General features: G+C 51.6%; 19 protein-coding genes and 1 pseudogene. 13 read left to right on the top strand and 7 right to left on the bottom strand.

The genetic code is table 11. The features are described 5' to 3' along the window. Positions 1 to 166: 166 nt before the first annotated feature. From PsB1_RS08255 to PsB1_RS08240, 4 genes are all read left to right on the top strand, one after another. Positions 167 to 634: an EF-hand domain-containing protein gene (locus tag PsB1_RS08255; RefSeq protein WP_284360389.1), complete on the top strand. Its 468-nt coding sequence runs from the start codon at positions 167 to 169 to the stop codon at positions 632 to 634. A 112-nt stretch (positions 635 to 746) separates the two neighbouring features. Next, the gene (locus tag PsB1_RS08250) at positions 747 to 1,100 is read left to right on the top strand and encodes a hypothetical protein (protein ID WP_284360387.1); all 354 of its coding nucleotides are present in this window, start codon (positions 747 to 749) and stop codon (positions 1,098 to 1,100) included. Between the two features lie 355 nt (positions 1,101 to 1,455). Continuing rightward, positions 1,456 to 1,719 carry a type II toxin-antitoxin system HigB family toxin gene (locus tag PsB1_RS08245; protein WP_284360386.1) on the top strand — a complete coding sequence of 88 codons (264 nt, stop codon included), beginning with the start codon at positions 1,456 to 1,458 and terminating at the stop codon, positions 1,717 to 1,719. Beyond that, a complete protein-coding gene (locus PsB1_RS08240) occupies positions 1,694 to 2,110 on the top strand; it encodes a helix-turn-helix domain-containing protein (RefSeq protein ID WP_284360384.1) in 417 nt (138 codons plus the stop codon). The genes PsB1_RS08245 and PsB1_RS08240 overlap by 26 nt, the downstream gene beginning before the upstream one ends. A 9-nt stretch (positions 2,111 to 2,119) precedes the next feature. Here the strand turns inward: PsB1_RS08240 and PsB1_RS08235 are convergent, their stop codons facing one another. Continuing rightward, the gene (locus PsB1_RS08235; RefSeq protein ID WP_284360383.1) at positions 2,120 to 2,932 is read right to left on the bottom strand and encodes a LytTR family DNA-binding domain-containing protein; all 813 of its coding nucleotides are present in this window, start codon (positions 2,930 to 2,932) and stop codon (positions 2,120 to 2,122) included. Positions 2,933 to 3,051: 119 nt separating this feature from the next. Here PsB1_RS08235 and PsB1_RS08230 point away from each other — a divergent pair, with 119 nt between their 5' ends. From PsB1_RS08230 to PsB1_RS08205, 6 genes and pseudogenes are all read left to right on the top strand, one after another. Next, a complete protein-coding gene (locus tag PsB1_RS08230) occupies positions 3,052 to 3,639 on the top strand; it encodes a DUF2306 domain-containing protein (RefSeq protein WP_284360382.1) in 588 nt (195 codons plus the stop codon). A 51-nt stretch (positions 3,640 to 3,690) separates the two neighbouring features. After that, positions 3,691 to 4,137: a DUF2141 domain-containing protein gene (locus PsB1_RS08225; protein WP_284360381.1), complete on the top strand. Its 447-nt coding sequence runs from the start codon at positions 3,691 to 3,693 to the stop codon at positions 4,135 to 4,137. A gap of 94 nt (positions 4,138 to 4,231) precedes the next feature. Then, positions 4,232 to 5,608, top strand: a complete 1,377-nt coding sequence (locus PsB1_RS08220) for a M28 family peptidase (RefSeq protein ID WP_284360379.1) — start codon at positions 4,232 to 4,234, stop codon at positions 5,606 to 5,608. Between the two features lie 11 nt (positions 5,609 to 5,619). After that, positions 5,620 to 6,669 (top strand): RluA family pseudouridine synthase, encoded by a 1,050-nt coding sequence (locus PsB1_RS08215; RefSeq protein ID WP_284360378.1) that lies wholly within the window; start codon positions 5,620 to 5,622, stop codon positions 6,667 to 6,669. Between the two features lie 26 nt (positions 6,670 to 6,695). Continuing rightward, positions 6,696 to 6,824, top strand: coding sequence for a hypothetical protein (locus PsB1_RS08210; RefSeq protein WP_284360377.1), 129 nt, complete (start codon positions 6,696 to 6,698; stop codon positions 6,822 to 6,824). Between the two features lie 14 nt (positions 6,825 to 6,838). Next, a pseudogene (locus tag PsB1_RS08205) lies at positions 6,839 to 7,165 on the top strand (DUF885 family protein); the annotation flags it as partial. A 2-nt stretch (positions 7,166 to 7,167) separates the two neighbouring features. On the opposite strand, the gene PsB1_RS08200 reads toward PsB1_RS08205, so the two are convergent. The 4 genes from PsB1_RS08200 to PsB1_RS08185 are packed head-to-tail and all read right to left on the bottom strand — an operon-like array spanning position 7,168 to position 11,043. Continuing rightward, entirely contained in the window at positions 7,168 to 7,473 is a 306-nt protein-coding gene (locus PsB1_RS08200) for a CcdB family protein (protein ID WP_284360375.1), read from the bottom strand. 2 nt (positions 7,474 to 7,475) lie between these two features. Beyond that, entirely contained in the window at positions 7,476 to 7,718 is a 243-nt protein-coding gene (locus PsB1_RS08195; protein ID WP_284360374.1) for a type II toxin-antitoxin system CcdA family antitoxin, read from the bottom strand. 46 nt (positions 7,719 to 7,764) lie between these two features. Next, positions 7,765 to 9,150, bottom strand: a complete 1,386-nt coding sequence (gene fumC / locus PsB1_RS08190) for a class II fumarate hydratase (protein WP_284360372.1) — start codon at positions 9,148 to 9,150, stop codon at positions 7,765 to 7,767. Between the two features lie 45 nt (positions 9,151 to 9,195). Next, on the bottom strand, positions 9,196 to 11,043 hold the full coding sequence (locus PsB1_RS08185) for a DUF4153 domain-containing protein (protein ID WP_284360371.1): 1,848 nt from the start codon (positions 11,041 to 11,043) through the stop codon (positions 9,196 to 9,198). A gap of 78 nt (positions 11,044 to 11,121) precedes the next feature. Here PsB1_RS08185 and PsB1_RS08180 point away from each other — a divergent pair, with 78 nt between their 5' ends. Together PsB1_RS08180 and PsB1_RS08175 are read left to right on the top strand one after the other, a co-directional pair. Then, positions 11,122 to 11,598: a PaaI family thioesterase gene (locus tag PsB1_RS08180; protein ID WP_284360370.1), complete on the top strand. Its 477-nt coding sequence runs from the start codon at positions 11,122 to 11,124 to the stop codon at positions 11,596 to 11,598. Next, a complete protein-coding gene (locus PsB1_RS08175) occupies positions 11,595 to 12,035 on the top strand; it encodes a PaaI family thioesterase (protein ID WP_284360369.1) in 441 nt (146 codons plus the stop codon). Before PsB1_RS08180 ends, PsB1_RS08175 begins: the two co-directional genes overlap by 4 nt. 208 nt (positions 12,036 to 12,243) lie before the next feature. On the opposite strand, the gene lexA is transcribed toward PsB1_RS08175, so the two are convergent. Next, positions 12,244 to 12,936, bottom strand: coding sequence for a transcriptional repressor LexA (gene lexA, locus PsB1_RS08170; protein WP_284360368.1), 693 nt, complete (start codon positions 12,934 to 12,936; stop codon positions 12,244 to 12,246). A gap of 264 nt (positions 12,937 to 13,200) precedes the next feature. Between lexA and gltX the strand changes: the two genes are divergently transcribed. Next, positions 13,201 to 14,535, top strand: a complete 1,335-nt coding sequence (gene gltX, locus PsB1_RS08165; protein ID WP_284360367.1) for a glutamate--tRNA ligase — start codon at positions 13,201 to 13,203, stop codon at positions 14,533 to 14,535. A gap of 27 nt (positions 14,536 to 14,562) precedes the next feature. Here the strand turns inward: gltX and PsB1_RS08160 are convergent, their stop codons facing one another. Then, complete coding sequence (locus tag PsB1_RS08160) at positions 14,563 to 16,164, bottom strand: TetR/AcrR family transcriptional regulator (protein WP_284360366.1); 1,602 nt, start codon at positions 16,162 to 16,164, stop codon at positions 14,563 to 14,565. Positions 16,165 to 16,401: the final 237 nt, after the last annotated feature.

The following is a 16,401-nucleotide window of genomic DNA, read 5'->3' as shown; positions in this document are numbered from 1 at the left end:
CCCTGCAAATCTAACCGCGATACGCCTTCACAGAAAAATCACACAGACGTTCTTTTCCTACTTGACATCCCCCCCCCCCGGCTCTGTCAACTTCGTATATGTGCTATGGGGAAGTCAGTCGCACTGAGGCGGTCTGGCAGGTAAAACCGGACAGGGAGATTGGATTATGCGTGCATTGACGATGGAGGAGTTGGAGTTTGTGAGTGGGGGTATGGACGTGGACCGTATCACAGTGACTGCCAGACGGACGTTAAACGGTGGGGGCAACATGTGGAGGAACCTACCCTTCAATGATTATCAAGAACCAGCCCTCACAGAAACGTGGGTTCCATTAAACCAAAACGGTCAACGAATAGAAAGAATTGATTTCCAAAAGGCTGCCATTGCAGTTTGGGAAGCCATGCAAGGTCGAGATTTGGATGGCGATGGGTCCAGTCGAGAAGAATTCGAGTGGGCTTGTGCCCTTACAGCAGCCGTAGGTTACAATGTCTCGATTATAATTCCACAAATCAAAGCAGGCATGACAGTCGCGCAGTTTGCCCGATTGTTTGTTGCGACAGAGGCCGCGCGTATGTCGACGATCGGAGTGGTTGGTCTTATTGGCGTGGGCGCTTCCCGTGGTTATTATTGGTGAACCCGGATTGACGGATGAGATTCTTATCCTTAGGATCTTTACGCTAGTATAAAACCTTCGTTGTTTCGTTCAATAGATTTAAAAAGTTCTTAAGGAATGGAGGGGGACTTTTATGAAGATGTTTGAGCAAAAGACCTTCATGTTTATTACAGTACCTGTAATTTACATAATTATTTCTCTCCTAAGTCCTTTTTTCTTACTTCTTAGCATATCGGTAGGGGAACCAGAACCAGCCACTCTAAGCCATTTACCTCCTATGGTGCTTATATATCTCTATGTGTTGTTTATTCACCGTCCCAGAGCACTTAAGTATATTATCGCAGCAGAACAAAACGGTGAAGACCGAGAACACAATATTTTAACCCCAGAAAAAATCTTTGTTAAATGGATGTTCCCTTTGCTTACACTTATTTTTATCGGCCGATTCACGCTTGCTTTTATTTATCCGTCTTTGATCGCCGGTTAAAGTGCGCCTTCATTCCACTTGAACTGCTCATCGGAAACAATTTTTAGTCGAAGCCTACTCCTATCGGTACAACGCGTTTCGGTTGAGAATGCAACGACTATGGGCTTGTCTACCAAGCTTAGGCGTGTGGTCGCAACGTGGTGCATTCCATGGCTGGAATGCAACCTTGTTACTTTGATCTATGTCATAAGGAAGTCGGGCAGGGCCATGTATGCACCCTTGGTCCAGCTCACTGTTGTGTAACTAAGATATGCAGGTCCTACAAATCTCCGCATCCGGCTTGACAAATTTCCCAATTTGGGAATAGTGGGTATCCATGCGATTGATCGCACGAAAGTCATTGTTGGAAATTGGGATGGCGCATCCAAATGCGCGTTCCAGTTTGCACTATTTAATCGGTTTGGTGGAGGCCGCGCATTGGCAAAGCCTTGCGGATGTGGTGGCCCAAGTGTCCAAAGCCAAGCAAGTCACGGGGGATCGGTTTCGGTTTGAAGTGGCAGGTGGCCAGTTTTTGGTGATTATGGCGTTTAATTGGTCCTGTGGGATCGCGTTTGTGAATTTCGTCGGCACCCACGCCGCTTATGATAAGATTGATGCGGCGACGGTGTCGCAGTTTTGAGGTTGAAATGATGACCCAGGGTGCTGTGTTAAGGCCTGTACGAACCAAAGCCGATTATGAGCAAGCCTTGGCGCGCATTGACGCGTTGTGGGCGGCGAGCTATGGCACGCCAGAGGGCGATGAATTGGAAGCTTTGGCGATCCTTGTGCAAGCCTATGAAGCTCAAGTTTGGCCGACTTTACCCCTTGATCCGATTGAAGCTTTGATCGCACACATGGATTTGAACGGCTATCAGCAGTCTGATTTAGCAGCGATTTTGGGCTCACCCAGCCGCGCAAGTGAAACACTCAACCGCAAGCGCGCCCTTAGCCTGTCGATGATCCGCACGATTTCCGCCAAATGGGGCATCCCGGTATCCTTCTTGGTCAAGGCCTATCCTTTAGCGGCATAAGCGCCACCCCTAATACCAACCCATCTCGCGCAGGGCCTTTGCATAGGTGCGGCTGACGGGGGCTTGGATGCCGTTGGGTAGGGTGAAGGTGGCTCTACCGTCGCTGCGCTCAACGCTGGTGATGGCATTTCGCGCAACCCACCAAGAGCGATGCACTTGCGCGCCTTCAATTCCTTCAAGCTCTAAAATCGCATCGCTGAGGCGCATCAAGATCAAATCACTCCCGCGTGAGCTATGGATGCGCAGATAATGATCTTCACTCGACACCGCATAAAGTGTGGCACCGCGCAGCGCCATGGGTAGGCGCTCCAAAAAGCGGACGGAATTGGTGTTAATAGGGCCATCGGCGTGGTCAGATCTTGCATGGGTTTCCCGCGGGGCTTGATGGGTGAAGCTGATAACGCCGGCCATAAAGGCTGAAATCAGGGTTACGGGCACAATGAAATTAGGCAGGCGTTGCAGCTTTAAGGAGCCTTGAAATGCCATGCCCGTAATGGCCCACACCACTAGGGTCATGGGGATGGCCACTAAAACACTCAAAACTGCCCACGTTAAAAATGGGGAGCGCGCCCACCGCTCAATGGCGATCAGTTTCCAGCTGATCAAACCGCCAATCACTGCCCCGGCCATCATCACCGGCACCCAATAGGCAAAGCGCATCCAAAGCGGCAACTCGCTTGTCTCAAACGCACCTGAAACTGCCAGTACACAGGCTAAGGCACCGGCAATTCCATAGCCGCGCACAGTCTCAAAACTGAGTGAAAACGGCGATCCGCTGGTGATTGGCGCGTCGTCAATGGCGCGGCTTGGTGGTTCGCGCATAAAGCCAGTTTCTCCACGTAATGAGGCGTGCGTCCAAGGAATGATGGTTCTAACGACATCCTACGCCAACCGCCAAGCCCTGACTACATCAGGCAAAACAAGCCTTGGAGACCCAATACGTGACCCAATTTTCTGACACCCAAACCACCCCATCCGCAGGTTCTTCGCCAGCGCCTTGGGCACGGCTCATTCAGCTCATCCACCCATTTGTCGGTCCAGCCTTTGGTATCGGGGTCGTCATCGTCGCGCTTTCTTTTTTTGGCCCCGGTGTCTGGGCTTGGATTTTCAGCCAAAGCTATGCGATCAAAGCGCCCGATTTTAGCGTGTTTGCCCGCCTGCCTTGGGTCACTATGGTCCATATAACCGGCGCGACCAGTGCGCTTCTTCTAGGCGGTATCGTTCTTTATGGGCCAAAGGGCACGCCGGGCCATAAGGCGATGGGGCGGGTTTGGGCCGTCGCTATGGTGACCACCGCATTGTCGAGCTTTTTTATCAAGAGCTTTGCCCCCATGCTGGGCCAGTTCGGTTTGATCCATATTTTGTCGATCTGGACGATGATCAGCCTGCCACGCGCCATTTGGTATGCGCGCCAAGGCAATATCGAGAACCATCTTAAGACCATGCGCGGGCTTTATTGGGGACTTTGTATCGCAGGCGCTTTTACATTTATTCCCGGACGGACCATGTATGCATTTTTGTTTGGCTAATGGATTGGCCGGAAACCCTTTGTCGTCCAATGATTGTTCAAGGATATGGTCATGCGTTCTTTTTTCGTACCTCTCTCTAGGATTTCCCTTCTAGCCTCTTTGGTATTTGTGCCTGTAGTATGGGCCAACCCAGCCCCTGAACCTGCACGTGTTGAATTTATTTTTAGCGGCTTTTCCCAACAAAAAGGGCGCGTTTTTGCGCAATTGGTTTGTGAAGATAGGGGCAACAAAAGCGCGCCCATTGGGCTAGTTGAACCCGTATTGGGGCCGCAAGTCACGCTGAAATTCCCAGATCGTCTGGCGGGGGAGGTGTGCTACGTGCGGGCGTTTCGCGATACCAATGGCAATCAAAAGCTTGACACCAATCTGATCGGGATCCCAAGTGAGCCTTATGCCTTTTCTAATAATGCCAAAGCCAATCTTGGACCGCCTAAGCCAGAATCAACGCGCTTCATCCTCAAGCCCGGCCTGAACCGTCAGGCAATCGCTTTGAACTAGCTTTTCAAGCGCAGTGAACTGCTCGCTGGAAAAAATCTTGCATCCATGTTGGGGTCAGGCCTAAGTGGCCTAATGATCGCGATATGGGGTAGTGATGCGCACCGATAAAATGATTGCCTTGATCTCTTTAAGTCTTGCGCTCCCCGCGCTCGCTTTAGCCAAGCCTGTAATTCCCGTTCCGCCCGCTAAAGCCTTAATCGCCGCCGCGATGAAGGATGAGCGCGCTATGACCATCACCGCCGATCTTACAACCGACATTGGGCCTCGTTTAGCTGGGACAGAGGCAGAAGCGCGCGCGCGGGCTTGGGCGGTGGAGCGGCTTACCAAAGAGGGCTTTAAGAACGTTCGCGTTGAGCCCTTTACAATGACCGCTTGGTCGAGGGTGTCTGAATCGGCGCAAATTTTAGGACCACACGCACAAAGGTTGGAAGTTCATGCCCCAGGTGGCAGCCCGTCTACCCCAGTTGGCGGCATAGAAGGCGAAGTCATACGCTTTGACAATATGGCCGCACTACGCGCCGCCAGCCCACATATGTTGGCTGGGAAAATCGCCTTTGTTGATGATATCATGCCCGTGACCAAGGATGGTAGCGGCTATGGTGTGGCGGTTGAAAAGCGGCGCAATTGTGCGCTGGTGGCTTCTGAAAAAGGTGCCATTGGCTGTCTTGTACGCTCGGCTGGCACATCTCAGCGCGAAGTTCATGTCGGGCAGGGGCGGCGCGGGGAACAAGGCAATCTGCCGGTTCTGATCCTTGCCAATGCGGATGCCACCCAATTAGCTGCCATCCTTGCCAAAGGCCCAACGCGCGTGCACATGAACATTGAGACGGCCCAAGTTCCCGAAGCCCTGTCCGGCAATGTGATCGCAGATATTCGCGGAACCGAGCGCCCAGATGAATATGTGGTTTTGGGCTGCCATTTGGATTCCTGGGATTTGGGTACGGGGGCACTTGATGATGGTATTGGTTGTGGCATTGTGACTGCCGCGGTTTTGACCGCGATTGACGTTGCTGGCCCGCCTAAGCGCTCGATTCGCGTGATCTGGTATGGCGCCGAAGAAGTGGGTCTTTTGGGTGGCAATTATCACGCCCAAAACCTGAAAGAAAAAGCCGCAAGCTATGTGTTTGCGGCGGAATCCGATTCAGGGGATGGTAAAATCTATCAAGCCGAGTTTGGCTTTGGTCCGGCGGCTGCACCGATCCAAGACGCGATTGCGACAACCCTCGCACCCTTAGGCATCGAGCGCGGCGCGGGCAGAGCAACAGGCCACTCAGACATTGGCCCTTTAGCGCCTCTGGGTGTACCGGTCATGGACCTCAACCAAGATGCGAGCCGCTATTTCCAGATCCATCACACACCGGATGATATTATGGCCAATGTCGATAAAGCCAGTGTGCGCCAGAACGTTGCGGCCTATTCCGTGACAATCTGGTTTGCTGGTTGGACGACGCTTGATTTTCGTGCGCCATAGCTTTCCCGGCCATGGATGAGGAAGACTTAGGCGAATTAGATGACGGCGAGGCCTTAACCCTTGGTGCACATCACCACGATGTAGTGGTTCCCCAAGAGGCCGCCGGGGAGCGGTTGGACAAATTCCTGTCCGAGCAATTTCCAGCCTTGTCCCGCTCGCGTTTGAAGCATCTGATTGAGGCGGCGCGCGTCTACCGCGATGGGGTCAAGGAATTAAACGTTTCTGCGAAAGTGAAGGCAGGGGCGCATTATCGTCTATTGGTTCCTCCGCCAGAACCCGCAGAACCCCAGCCCGAAAACATCCCCCTGTCGATCCTCTATGAAGATGCTCACGTTCTAGTGGTCGATAAGCCAGCGGGCCTGTCGGTGCATCCCGCACCGGGGAATTGGACGGGAACCTTGGTCAATGCGGTGCTTTGGCATGCGGGGGAAAGCCTAAAACATGTAGGTGCGACGGGGCGGCCTGGCATTGTGCACCGCTTGGATATGGATACGTCCGGGGTTATGGTCGTCTGCAAAAGCGAGTTTGCGCTGTCTTCCTTGGGACGCCAGTTTCAAGATCGTACGATTGCACGGCGTTACAGGGCCTTTGGCGTTGGCCAGCCCAAATCCCCTTGGGGCAAAACAGGCCGCATTGACGCGCGGCTAGCGCGTGACCCACGCGACCGCAAGCGCATGGCGGTGGTGCCTGAAACAGCCAAGGCCGGAAAGACCGCCGCGACCAATTATGAAATCGTAACCCGATTTGGTATTGGCTTGCAGGGAAACGCAGGAGCCGCAGCTACGGAAATGATCTGCGTCCTAGAAAGCGGACGCACCCATCAAATCCGCGTCCACATGGCCCATCTTGGTGTGCCCTTGATTGGCGATCAGGTCTATGGCGATACCAAAGCCGCCCGCGCGCTCCAATCGGCTTTGCCAGAGACGGCGCAGTTGAAGCGCCAAGCGCTCCACGCCGAAATGCTGGCCTTTACCCACCCAGCCACCAGTGAGCGGATGAGCTTTCAAAGCGAATTACCATTGGATTTAATGGCCCTGCGCGCTGCCCTGTCAGACTTATAGCTTCGACCCAAAGAAAGGCTTCCATCATGATTTCTCGCCGTACGCGTTTAGCCACTGGATCTGCCACCCTTGGTCATGGCGGCATTGCTTTACCAGCATCGGCGCAAGAGGCTTCTGCGCCACTCAACGCTTTGTTTGAAAGCTATTTTGACTAGAATATGGCCGACAAGTCCTAAAGCTGCGCCGCGACATTCGTGTGGTGGTCGATACGGGCCTACATGCCAAGCGCTGGCCGAAGGAGCAGGCGATCAATTACATCTTGGCCAATCAGCCAGGCGATCTTGAAAGTGCCACCGGCGACATCAACCGCTATAGTGTTATGCCTGGCCAAGCCACAGCCTATATGATTGGCCAGATGGAGATTTTACGCCTGCGCGCCGAAGCCCAGCGCCGTCTGGGTAACCGCTGTGACATCAAGACATTCCACGTCATCGTGCTGGGTAGCGGCTTTGTGCCCTTGGATATCTTGAAGGAATTGGTGGAGGCGTGGGTTTAGGGTTAGAGGCCGGTGAACAAGCGATCCAGTGCGGCCATAATTTCATAGTCAAACGCGCCCGCATGGTCGATTTTTTCAACAAGTTCCCGGCGGTCAACCGCACTTAGCAAGGGCGTTAAGACGACATAAGGTTTTCCCAAGACGGCGATCTGCGGCATAAGTTTTTCGATCTCGAGATTAGCCTGGGCGGGCCGAAGCGGTGCGACAATGATACTTCTAATTTGATCAACCCGCTCTGATTGAAGAACGACGACGAGCTGCTCTATTTGATCGACCGCAGCAAGTTTCCAAATCTCAAATCTCTTCATGATTAGAAAAGACGTAGCCGTTTGAGCGGAAGGCCCTCGTGCTCAATTAGCTCATTGAGCGCTTCAAAGCCGCCTTTATTGGCCGAACTCCACGCTTGAAACTCAACATCTTGCACCGTTTTGGCTAAAGCTGCTTCCGCCACCGCTGAAATGTTCACACTTAAGCGCCGCGCATTGTGAACTAATTCGGCAGGAAGGCTTACATTGACGGCTTGGCGTTTGAGATTTTTATGCGCATGTGTCATGCGCATAAACTCTCATGCGATGTACAATTTGTCCATCAAAATCTCCTCAACCCGGCCCAATCATTAATTCAGGCCGCACGATGGCGTCAAAGTCTTCGCCACTGATGCCCAAAGCGATAGCTTCTTCGCGCAGGGTGGTGCCGTTCTTATGCGCGGTCTTGGCGACTTTGGCGGCGAGGTCATAGCCGTATTTTTCTTTGAGCGGGGTGACCAGCATCAAGGAATTGGCGAGGCCCATCGCGATATTATCGAGGCGTGGCTCAATCCCCACCACGCAATTATCCGTAAAGCTGACCGCCGCGTCGCCCAAAAGTTGGACCGATTGGAGAAAATTATAGGCCATCATCGGGTTGAACACATTGAGTTCAAAATGGCCTTGGCTGCCTGCAAAAGCGATGGCGGCATTATTGCCCAGAATATGCGCGCACACTTGGGTTAAGGCTTCGCACTGGGTCGGGTTGACCTTGCCGGGCATGATGGAGCTTCCGGGTTCATTTTCGGGCAAAGCGAGCTCTCCCAAGCCCGCGCGCGGGCCAGAGCCTAAGAAGCGAATATCATTGGCGATCTTAAAACAGCTCATCGCCACGGTGGTGATCGCGCCATGGGTAAAGACCATGGCGTCATGGGCAGCGAGCGCTTCAAACTTATTAGGCGCGCTGGTAAAGGGCAGGCCTGTTAGGTCCGCAATCTCTTGCGCCACCGCCTCTGCAAAGCCGATGGGGGAGGCAAGACCCGTGCCGACGGCAGTACCGCCTTGGGCCAATTCCATCAAAGCTGGCAGTGTCAGCTTGATGCGCGCAATGCCATTTTCAATCTGCTTGGCATAGCCTGAAAACTCCTGGCCAAGCGTGACCGGGGTTGCATCTTGGGTGTGGGTGCGGCCGATCTTGATGATATGCGCCCAGTTCTTGGCTTTGGCATCCAAGGCGGTGTGCAAATGGGTGAGGGCAGGCAGAAGGTGGTGGGTGACCTCAACTGCGCAAGCAATATGCATCGCGGTCGGGAACGTGTCGTTGGAGCTTTGGCTCATATTGACATGGTCATTGGGGTGAACGGGCTTTTTTGTGCCCATCTCGCCACCCATCATTTCAATAGCGCGGTTGGAGATGACTTCATTGGCATTCATATTGGACTGAGTGCCAGAGCCCGTTTGCCAAACCACCAAGGGAAAATGCTCATTCAGCTTGCCGTCAATCACCTCTTGAGCCGCTTGAACGATGACGCCGCCCAGACTTTGATCCAGCTTGCCCAGCTTCATATTGGCTTGCGCCGACGCGCGCTTGACGATGCCAAGCGCTTTGACGATCGATAAAGGCTGCTTTTCCCAGCCAATCTTGAAATTGTCCAATGAGCGCTGCGCTTGCGCACCCCAATAGCGGTCAGAAGCCACCTTAATGGGTCCAAAAGTATCGGTTTCGGTGCGCGTGCTCATCTTGTACCTCTCCTTACTGCTTTAGCCCGTGCATAAAGCTGTTAGCTATGGCTTTGAAGGGGCTTGTGCTGCAGGTTTTTTAGATTGGGCCTTGGGTGCGGTTGGCGGGGGAGGATTCGCATCTAAGATGATATCTGGCGAACGATGTTTTGCCAAAAATTGAACCCGTGTTTCGCCAATCATCACATCCTTGAAAAGTGGGTTGACGACACGTATGTCAGCTTTCTTGAAACTTTCGGTCGCAAGTTTTTGGCTTGGGTCGACATTGCCGCGAATAAGAACCCATTTGTTCCTCCATTGCTTGAAGGCGGTAACGTCTCCAGAAGGTGTCATGATCAGGACTTCTGGTTGGGCATCGCCATCCAAGTCGAGCATCGCGGCCTTGCAGGTCCATGGATCATCCTTTGGTTTCCTGACAAGGCAATCCGGTACGAAGTCCTCCACCTCTTTGTTGAAATTCTCCGCCACAAAACTGGCTGGCAAAGCCGCACCCTTAGGTAATACAACCTCCAGCTTGGACAAATCAGGGCGCTGTGCCTGCGATAAGTCATTGTCGCCAAAAAGGGCGTGCCGGACATCCATTTTCTCTGCTTTTGCATGAGCTGCCATTTTGGCAATGGTTGCATTAGGCGATTGGATCAGCTGGTCGATTGCCTTTGTGCCATACGTGCCGGTGTCATAACGCAAGAACCCCCAATCAAACGTATCAGGTTTAGTGACGCCTGACGTCAATCGCTTAACTTGATTGTCCACACTCAAGCGGGCTGGCGCGGCAAGTGGGGTTAGTATGGCGATGAAGACGATGCATTTGAACACCGCCAAGCCGATATTGAGCGGCTTTAGAAGCTCCATCCATGGCCCGCGCCAAAAGACCGCGGTGCTATAGCCAATGCCATACGCCAGAGCGATGACCACGACCATACCAGCAAAGGTGCGATCAATCGTGAGGCCATATTGGTTGATCCGTAGCCCAAGGCTCCAAGCGGCCAACATGGCGAATACTAAGAGCAGGAGGGCGGCGAGCTTCACGCTCCACTTTAAGACCACGTGCACCTTGTGGTCCGTTTCGTCTTGTTGAAAAGCCGCATTGATCAAGAGAACAAAGCCGATGCACGCCCCCAAAAGCGTGACCGTTGCCGCCTTGGTATCCCACAAGGGCTGCAAGCCACTAAACGCCAGACTGATGCCAAAGATCGTCCCGATCAATGTAATGACCGGTAATAACCAAGCCAAAACGCCCAAAGCGAGACCACGAACATTGACTAAAAGCTTGGGTTGGATATCACCCAAATGTACCGCGCTGGCAAAGGCGAGCCCTGTGACCGGGAAGGCGAAAAACACATTCTTCAATAATTCTTCGAGCCAATTGAAGCCGATAAAGCCCAAGAGGGCGGCACCCATCCACAAAATGCCCCAGAATAAGAGGGTAAATCCAATGGCCAAAATCAATTGCGCGCCACGCTTCCAAGCCTCATCGAAATAAAGCTCATAAGGCGCAAAGGGCTTGCGGGCCTGATCGGCACTGGACACCAATTCATTGGCAATGAAGACAAGGGCCAGCACAATCAGGATGAATTGCAATTCGCTGGAATTACGATCACCCGAATAAATCCGTATATGCCAGAGTATGAGGAGCAGCAAAGCTGCAGACAAGGCTGTCCAGATAGCAAGACTTACCCGACGCATCACGCTTGCGCCCGCACAGATTATAAAGGCAACCAGCACTAAACACTGTGCCAAGACATCCTGCCAGTCTGCCGACAATACAGACTCTGAAATCTTCAAGCCTTTGTCATCCACCAAAAAAGCAACTATCAGACCGATGATGAGACCAACCCAAAGCCTCACAAACAAAGCTGCACGTTCAGATAGTGGGTGGCTTACTGGAATCATTTCAATTACTCCAAGAGGCGGGGCATTGCCCTGTAATGCCACGTTTTCAAATCCTGTACATCTGCCTATGAAGAAACCATGGACGATAAAACCCCTTTATGGAAACAACTGGCTTCTAATGGCGCGATGTTGATGGCGGGCACCCCTCAAGCACAGGCTTTGGGGTTGGTTGTGGTCTCGATTGAAGAGGCCCGCGCTGTGGTAGAAGTTGATTGGCGCGAAGAGCTTGTAGGCGATCTTGAAACTGGGGTAATTGCATCGGGAGTGGTCACAACTTTGTTGGATAACACCTGCGGGGTAGCAGCATTTGCAGCCCTAAGCGAGCCAACGGCTGCTGCAACCTTGGATTTGCGCATAGATTATATGCGTCCAGCCAAAAAGGGGGCAACCCTGCGAGCACATGCGCATTGTTACCACATGAGCAAAACCATCGCATTTGTCCGCGCCTTTGCCTTTGATAGTCCAGAAGAGAAGGACCCCGTGGCCGCAGCCCAGGCCACCTTTATCATGGGGACTTCTGGCCATAAGGGACATAATCAGAAGCCTGCATCATGAGCAATCCATCATCAGCCCCTACACATAGTGATCAAACAGCCCTACGCGCTCTCTTTGAAGCTGTACCCTATGCCAAATTCCTTGGTGTGGAAGTTGAACTCAAAGGGGATGAACTCACAGTTATTCTGCCTTTCAAGGACAGTCTAATTGGTAACCCTTTACTGCCAGCACTTCATGGGGGCGTTGTTGGTGCCTTAATGGAACTCACCGCCGTGGCGCAGATTTTTTTAGTGCACAATGCTAAAAAGGTACCCAAAATTATTGATATATCGATTGATTATTTGCGCTCTGGCAAGCCCAACCCTACTTATGCCCGCGCCCATGTAACCAAATTAGGCCGCAGGATCGCCAATGTGCGTGTCGAAGCCTGGCAGTTTGACCGAGCAGACCCAATCGCTGCATTGCACGGCCACTTTTTGCTGCAAAGCGATGAATAAGGAGCCTAGAGGTTTCGTGCTGAGCTTTGCACCCCTATTCTCCCTCAGTTGCCTATCGCGTTAGCCCCCCGTGAACGGGGAGCATGTCCCTTAGCTTGTAAATCCCTGCACGCGGGACTTAATGCCATGCTTAAATCTTATCATCCCAACAAGATAAAGACATGATCCCAGGCCCTAAACTTGTGCGTGAATCAATGAGACAATAAACTCAATAACGCCGATAGAGACCCGCAAGCACACCTTGGACCTTGATGCGGTCGGGCCCGAAAATGCGGGTTTCATAGCGCGGATTGGCCGCTTCAAGCGCGATAGATTGACCCCTGCGCCGCAAGCGTTTGAGGGTTGCTTCTTCTTCATCGACCAAAGCCACAACAATTTCACCCGATTGGGCATCTGGGCTGCGGCGAATGATTACAAAATCGCCTTCTAAAATGCCAGCATCTATCATCGAGTCGCCCTTCACTTCGAGGGCAAAATGCAAGGTAGGATCGAGACGATCAGGGGCTGCAATCCGATCAATTTCATATTGAATCGCGGCAATAGGAACCCCAGCTGCGATCCGGCCTAACACTGGGATATCATTGGCCGCGCGCGTCGGCTCTTTCGCTTCGGACCGAGGAGATGGTGTACCTACCACTTGGGGTAAAAACGGCTGCCTGCCTTTAGGTGGGGCAGCGGTGGTGGCACTGTCTGGTAATTTGAGCACTTCAAGTGCGCGGGCGCGATGGGCAAGACGGCGCAAAAACCCGCGTTCCTCCAAGGCAGTGATCAGGCGATGAATGCCAGACTTGGACGCCAAATCGAGTGCATCTTTCATTTCATCAAAGGAAGGAGAAACTCCCGTTTCCTTCAGTCTTTCATGAATATATAATAACAGTTCGCGCTGTTTAGAGGTTAGCATATCAATTTCCTCATTCAATTTCCCTTTTCATCAGCCCCGTTCATTTCCCCTTTCACTTTCCAGTCACTGGACGTCAAACGTCAGAATTTCTGTGATGGCACGTGAACGCTACACGAACAAAGTTAAAATGTTCTAACTCTGTTCTGCCATGGCGTCTATAGGAAACTGAAATTTTTATCGCGGGCTGAAAGTGTAACTGGGTACACATTTACCCCTCGCGTCTTGGGTGCTTGGCTGCTAAGTCGAAGTGAACAGGATAACAGAATGAAAGTTAGATTTGCGCCGTCTCCAACCGGTAAACTTCATGTTGGTAATGTGATTACCGCACTGCGCAATTGGTTATTTGCGCGCCAAAAGGGCGGGTCTTTTTTGCTGCGCATCGATGACACCGATACTGCGCGCTCCACAAAGGCTTATGAAAACGGGATTTTCACCGATCTGACTTGGCTTGGCTTGAACTGGGATGAGCTGGCACGCCAGTCAGAGCGTTATGGGATTTATGATCAAGCCCGCGACAAACTGATCGCAGCTGGATTATTATATCCTTGTTATGAAACTGAGGAGGAACTCGACCGTAAACGCAAGATCGCGCTATCGCGCAAATTCCCACCCATTTATGACCGGGCGGCCTTATCTCAGAGCCAAGCCGAGCGCGCTGAGTTTGAAAAACAAGGCCGAAAGCCCCATTGGCGGTTTAAGCTCTCAGGTAAGCGCGTCGCTTGGCAGGATTTGATCCGCGGTTCCCAAACCGTGGATACTAGCTCAATGTCAGATCCAATTCTGATCCGCGAGGATGGGGCTTATCTCTATACACTTCCCTCAGTAGTCGATGATGTGGATCTTGGGGTTACCCATGTCATCCGTGGGGAAGATCATGTAACCAATACAGGGGCACAAGCGGAAATTTTTGAGGCTTTAACTGGGGGATTACGGCCAGAGTTTGGGCATTTCCCATTATTAGTAGGTGCGGATGGGGAAACGCTTTCCAAGCGTATTGGTTCACTTTCGGTGGAAAGTTTGCGAGATCAAGGGGTGGCACCCTTAGCGGTTTTATCTCTGATGGCGCGTATTGGCACTTCAGACCCGGTGGAAGCGGTTGAAAGCTTAGATGCGTTGGTGGCAGGGTTTGATTGTTCAAAGATTGGCCGTGCACCTGCACGGTTTGATCCCCAAGATGTGAAGCGTATAGATGCGCAACTCTTACAGATGTCGAGCTACACCAGCATAAAGCATCGTCTAGCTGCGCTTGGTTGTGATCTTGGGGAAGCTTTCTGGCTGGCAGTTCGGGGTAATCTGACCCGATTTGACGATGTTTTAACTTGGGCTAAAGTGGTCGAAGGTCCGATTGAGCCTCATATTGAGGATTTGGCGTTTGCCGAAACGGCGTTGCGCTTATTGCCGTCAGGCCCCTTTGATGAAACCTCATGGTCAAGCTTTATCGAAGCTGTTAAACTGAAAACTGGGGCAAAGGGTAAATCCCTATTCATGCCCTTGCGTAAGGCCCTAACCGGCCTAGACCACGGGCCAGAGATGAATAATCTATTTGTTTTGATTGGACATGATCGGGCGGCCAAACGTTTGGCTGGCCAGATTGGTTAAGTCTATTCCCTGATAGGGCATCAAGAACTATCCACAAGCAGCTATGTCAGCACTTTCATCTGTGTGATAAGCGATCAAATCGGCGTCCCAATTCAGCTTCTTGCGCGTGGCATGGAAATGGGGGGTGGCGTAAATCGCCATAAAGTCATCCAAACATCGCCAACATTCTTCAAACCATGAGTTACGCGGCGTTGGGAGTTCGCCTGTGGTGAAAAGCTTATAATAGGATTTGCATTCGACTGGTCCCCACCAAGCTTGGAACATTGGCCATCCGACTTCACCTGTGATATAACCTTCACTCTTTAACCTCTCAAAATGCTGACGCCATTGCTTTTCGCATTGCCCATCAGAACGTGCAACATGGGCTGCCAACCGATCGCTTCGCGAAGCATTTGCGCACATGAGCGCAGATACCCCCCTCAAGGCGCTGGGTCTGGTAAAAGTTTCGATGCGACGTGCCAAGAGTGCGGAAAGTCGATACATCGGGTTTGGATGGGCAATATCCTCAGAGAGCCAACAGAGATATAATCTCTGTCCCAAAGCATAGCTTTCATCGTATAAGGTTTTGTCGTCAGGAAATAATTTATACAAAGTCGCCGTTGAAACCCCGGCCCGTCGGGCCACGGCTGGAATCGAGAGTGCATGGTGACCATGGGTCAAAGATTCATCTAAGCAAGCAGCGATGATGCGGACTTTGCGGTGGGTGACATCTAAGCGATTGCCCTTTTTAACCAACAAATTTGTGATTTCGCGGTGAAAAAAATCGTCAACACATTGGGTGTCCATTAGGTGGGGGTCCATCATGCCCATTAAAGAGTAATTGACCTCCAACGCGTCGGTACCCTTAATCGCTTGTCCAGGAAGGGTCTTAAAATAATCATCACTGTGGCCACACTCTTTAAGCTCCCATTCCCAGTTAAAGCGTGCTGCACTGACCACAAATTTTTTGGTGGCATAAAGCTTGAAGAAGTTCTGGACCATGAACTTTGCCTCACGCCGCCATCCTTGATTAGGGGCGTTGCGAGTATGCCCTTGAAGGAACCAGCCCAAGGTTTTGGCTTGAATCGTTCCAATCAAGCGCAAGCGCAGGTCTTCAAGGCTAGTACCTTGAATCAAATCCCTTTTAATCAAATCACTTAAGACGTCATACCAATAATTCTTGACCCTTTGTTGAGATGTAACCAGCAAATCACGCGTCACCTCCAACATTTCGGTATTGAGAAGCAACAGAATTTGGCTAATGAACAATTGCTGGACGTAATGTTCATTCATGATTTCGCCGTGGCGGGTCACCATTTCCACCAATTGGCGGATAGGATTGGGGTGTGCTGGACAATCGGTGAGGACTTCAAAGAGAATATCATGCCCGAATTGAATTGCTTGTCGAAAAAGTGCGCATCGGTCTGGGAATAAGCGATAAAGGGTTGCTGTTGAAACACCTGCCCGCTTGGCAATTCTCGACACTTGAGCTTGGGTTATACCAAATTGTGCCCACTCATCTAGGACCGCAGCAAGAACACGGCGCGAACGTGTGGTATCGTCAATCCGACGCGACTTCGATGCCAAATGTTTAAGAACTTCTATCTGAAACTGAGGCCGATCTGGACAAAGGTGATTGTGCTCTGTCAATGTTTTCAGTCCAAAGTAAGAGTGGGTACGGTGAAACGGACTTTTGAGTTGAAGTTTATCAAGTTAGCCAAGAACCCATTATTGTATCGTAACGAGTAGCTTGATTTCCCATCCAATTTTTAGTTTATCATTGGAATGTTAATGTGTGTATCCCCACCAAGAATATCAACTGATCCAAACCTTAAGGATTGTGTCTTTGAATTGATTAAATGTTCAGTAAAAAATTTCCTTCTACAT

Source organism: Candidatus Phycosocius spiralis (assembly GCF_030158815.1).
Classification (GTDB): Bacteria; Pseudomonadota; Alphaproteobacteria; order Caulobacterales; family Aquidulcibacteraceae; genus Aquidulcibacter; species Aquidulcibacter spiralis.
Note: the sequence above shows the minus strand (reverse complement) of the source record. Positions and strands in the feature narration are given on the sequence as shown.

What these genes read in the sequence shown, in the direction of transcription:
- PsB1_RS08210 (WP_284360377.1), top strand. Translation starts at nt 6,696, where the DNA reads ATGATTTCTCGCCGTACGCGTTTAGCCACTGGATCTGCCACCCTTGGT.
- PsB1_RS08245 (WP_284360386.1), top strand. Translation starts at nt 1,456, where the DNA reads ATGGCGCATCCAAATGCGCGTTCCAGTTTGCACTATTTAATCGGTTTG.
- PsB1_RS08180 (WP_284360370.1), top strand. Translation starts at nt 11,122, where the DNA reads ATGGACGATAAAACCCCTTTATGGAAACAACTGGCTTCTAATGGCGCG.
- lexA (WP_284360368.1), bottom strand. Translation starts at nt 12,936, where the DNA reads ATGCTAACCTCTAAACAGCGCGAACTGTTATTATATATTCATGAAAGA.
- PsB1_RS08215 (WP_284360378.1), top strand. Translation starts at nt 5,620, where the DNA reads ATGGATGAGGAAGACTTAGGCGAATTAGATGACGGCGAGGCCTTAACC.
- PsB1_RS08255 (WP_284360389.1), top strand. Translation starts at nt 167, where the DNA reads ATGCGTGCATTGACGATGGAGGAGTTGGAGTTTGTGAGTGGGGGTATG.
- PsB1_RS08200 (WP_284360375.1), bottom strand. Translation starts at nt 7,473, where the DNA reads ATGAAGAGATTTGAGATTTGGAAACTTGCTGCGGTCGATCAAATAGAG.
- gltX (WP_284360367.1), top strand. Translation starts at nt 13,201, where the DNA reads ATGAAAGTTAGATTTGCGCCGTCTCCAACCGGTAAACTTCATGTTGGT.
- fumC (WP_284360372.1), bottom strand. Translation starts at nt 9,150, where the DNA reads ATGAGCACGCGCACCGAAACCGATACTTTTGGACCCATTAAGGTGGCT.
- PsB1_RS08185 (WP_284360371.1), bottom strand. Translation starts at nt 11,043, where the DNA reads ATGATTCCAGTAAGCCACCCACTATCTGAACGTGCAGCTTTGTTTGTG.
- PsB1_RS08220 (WP_284360379.1), top strand. Translation starts at nt 4,232, where the DNA reads ATGCGCACCGATAAAATGATTGCCTTGATCTCTTTAAGTCTTGCGCTC.
- PsB1_RS08250 (WP_284360387.1), top strand. Translation starts at nt 747, where the DNA reads ATGAAGATGTTTGAGCAAAAGACCTTCATGTTTATTACAGTACCTGTA.
- PsB1_RS08235 (WP_284360383.1), bottom strand. Translation starts at nt 2,932, where the DNA reads ATGCGCGAACCACCAAGCCGCGCCATTGACGACGCGCCAATCACCAGC.
- PsB1_RS08225 (WP_284360381.1), top strand. Translation starts at nt 3,691, where the DNA reads ATGCGTTCTTTTTTCGTACCTCTCTCTAGGATTTCCCTTCTAGCCTCT.
- PsB1_RS08175 (WP_284360369.1), top strand. Translation starts at nt 11,595, where the DNA reads ATGAGCAATCCATCATCAGCCCCTACACATAGTGATCAAACAGCCCTA.
- PsB1_RS08240 (WP_284360384.1), top strand. Translation starts at nt 1,694, where the DNA reads ATGCGGCGACGGTGTCGCAGTTTTGAGGTTGAAATGATGACCCAGGGT.
- PsB1_RS08195 (WP_284360374.1), bottom strand. Translation starts at nt 7,718, where the DNA reads ATGACACATGCGCATAAAAATCTCAAACGCCAAGCCGTCAATGTAAGC.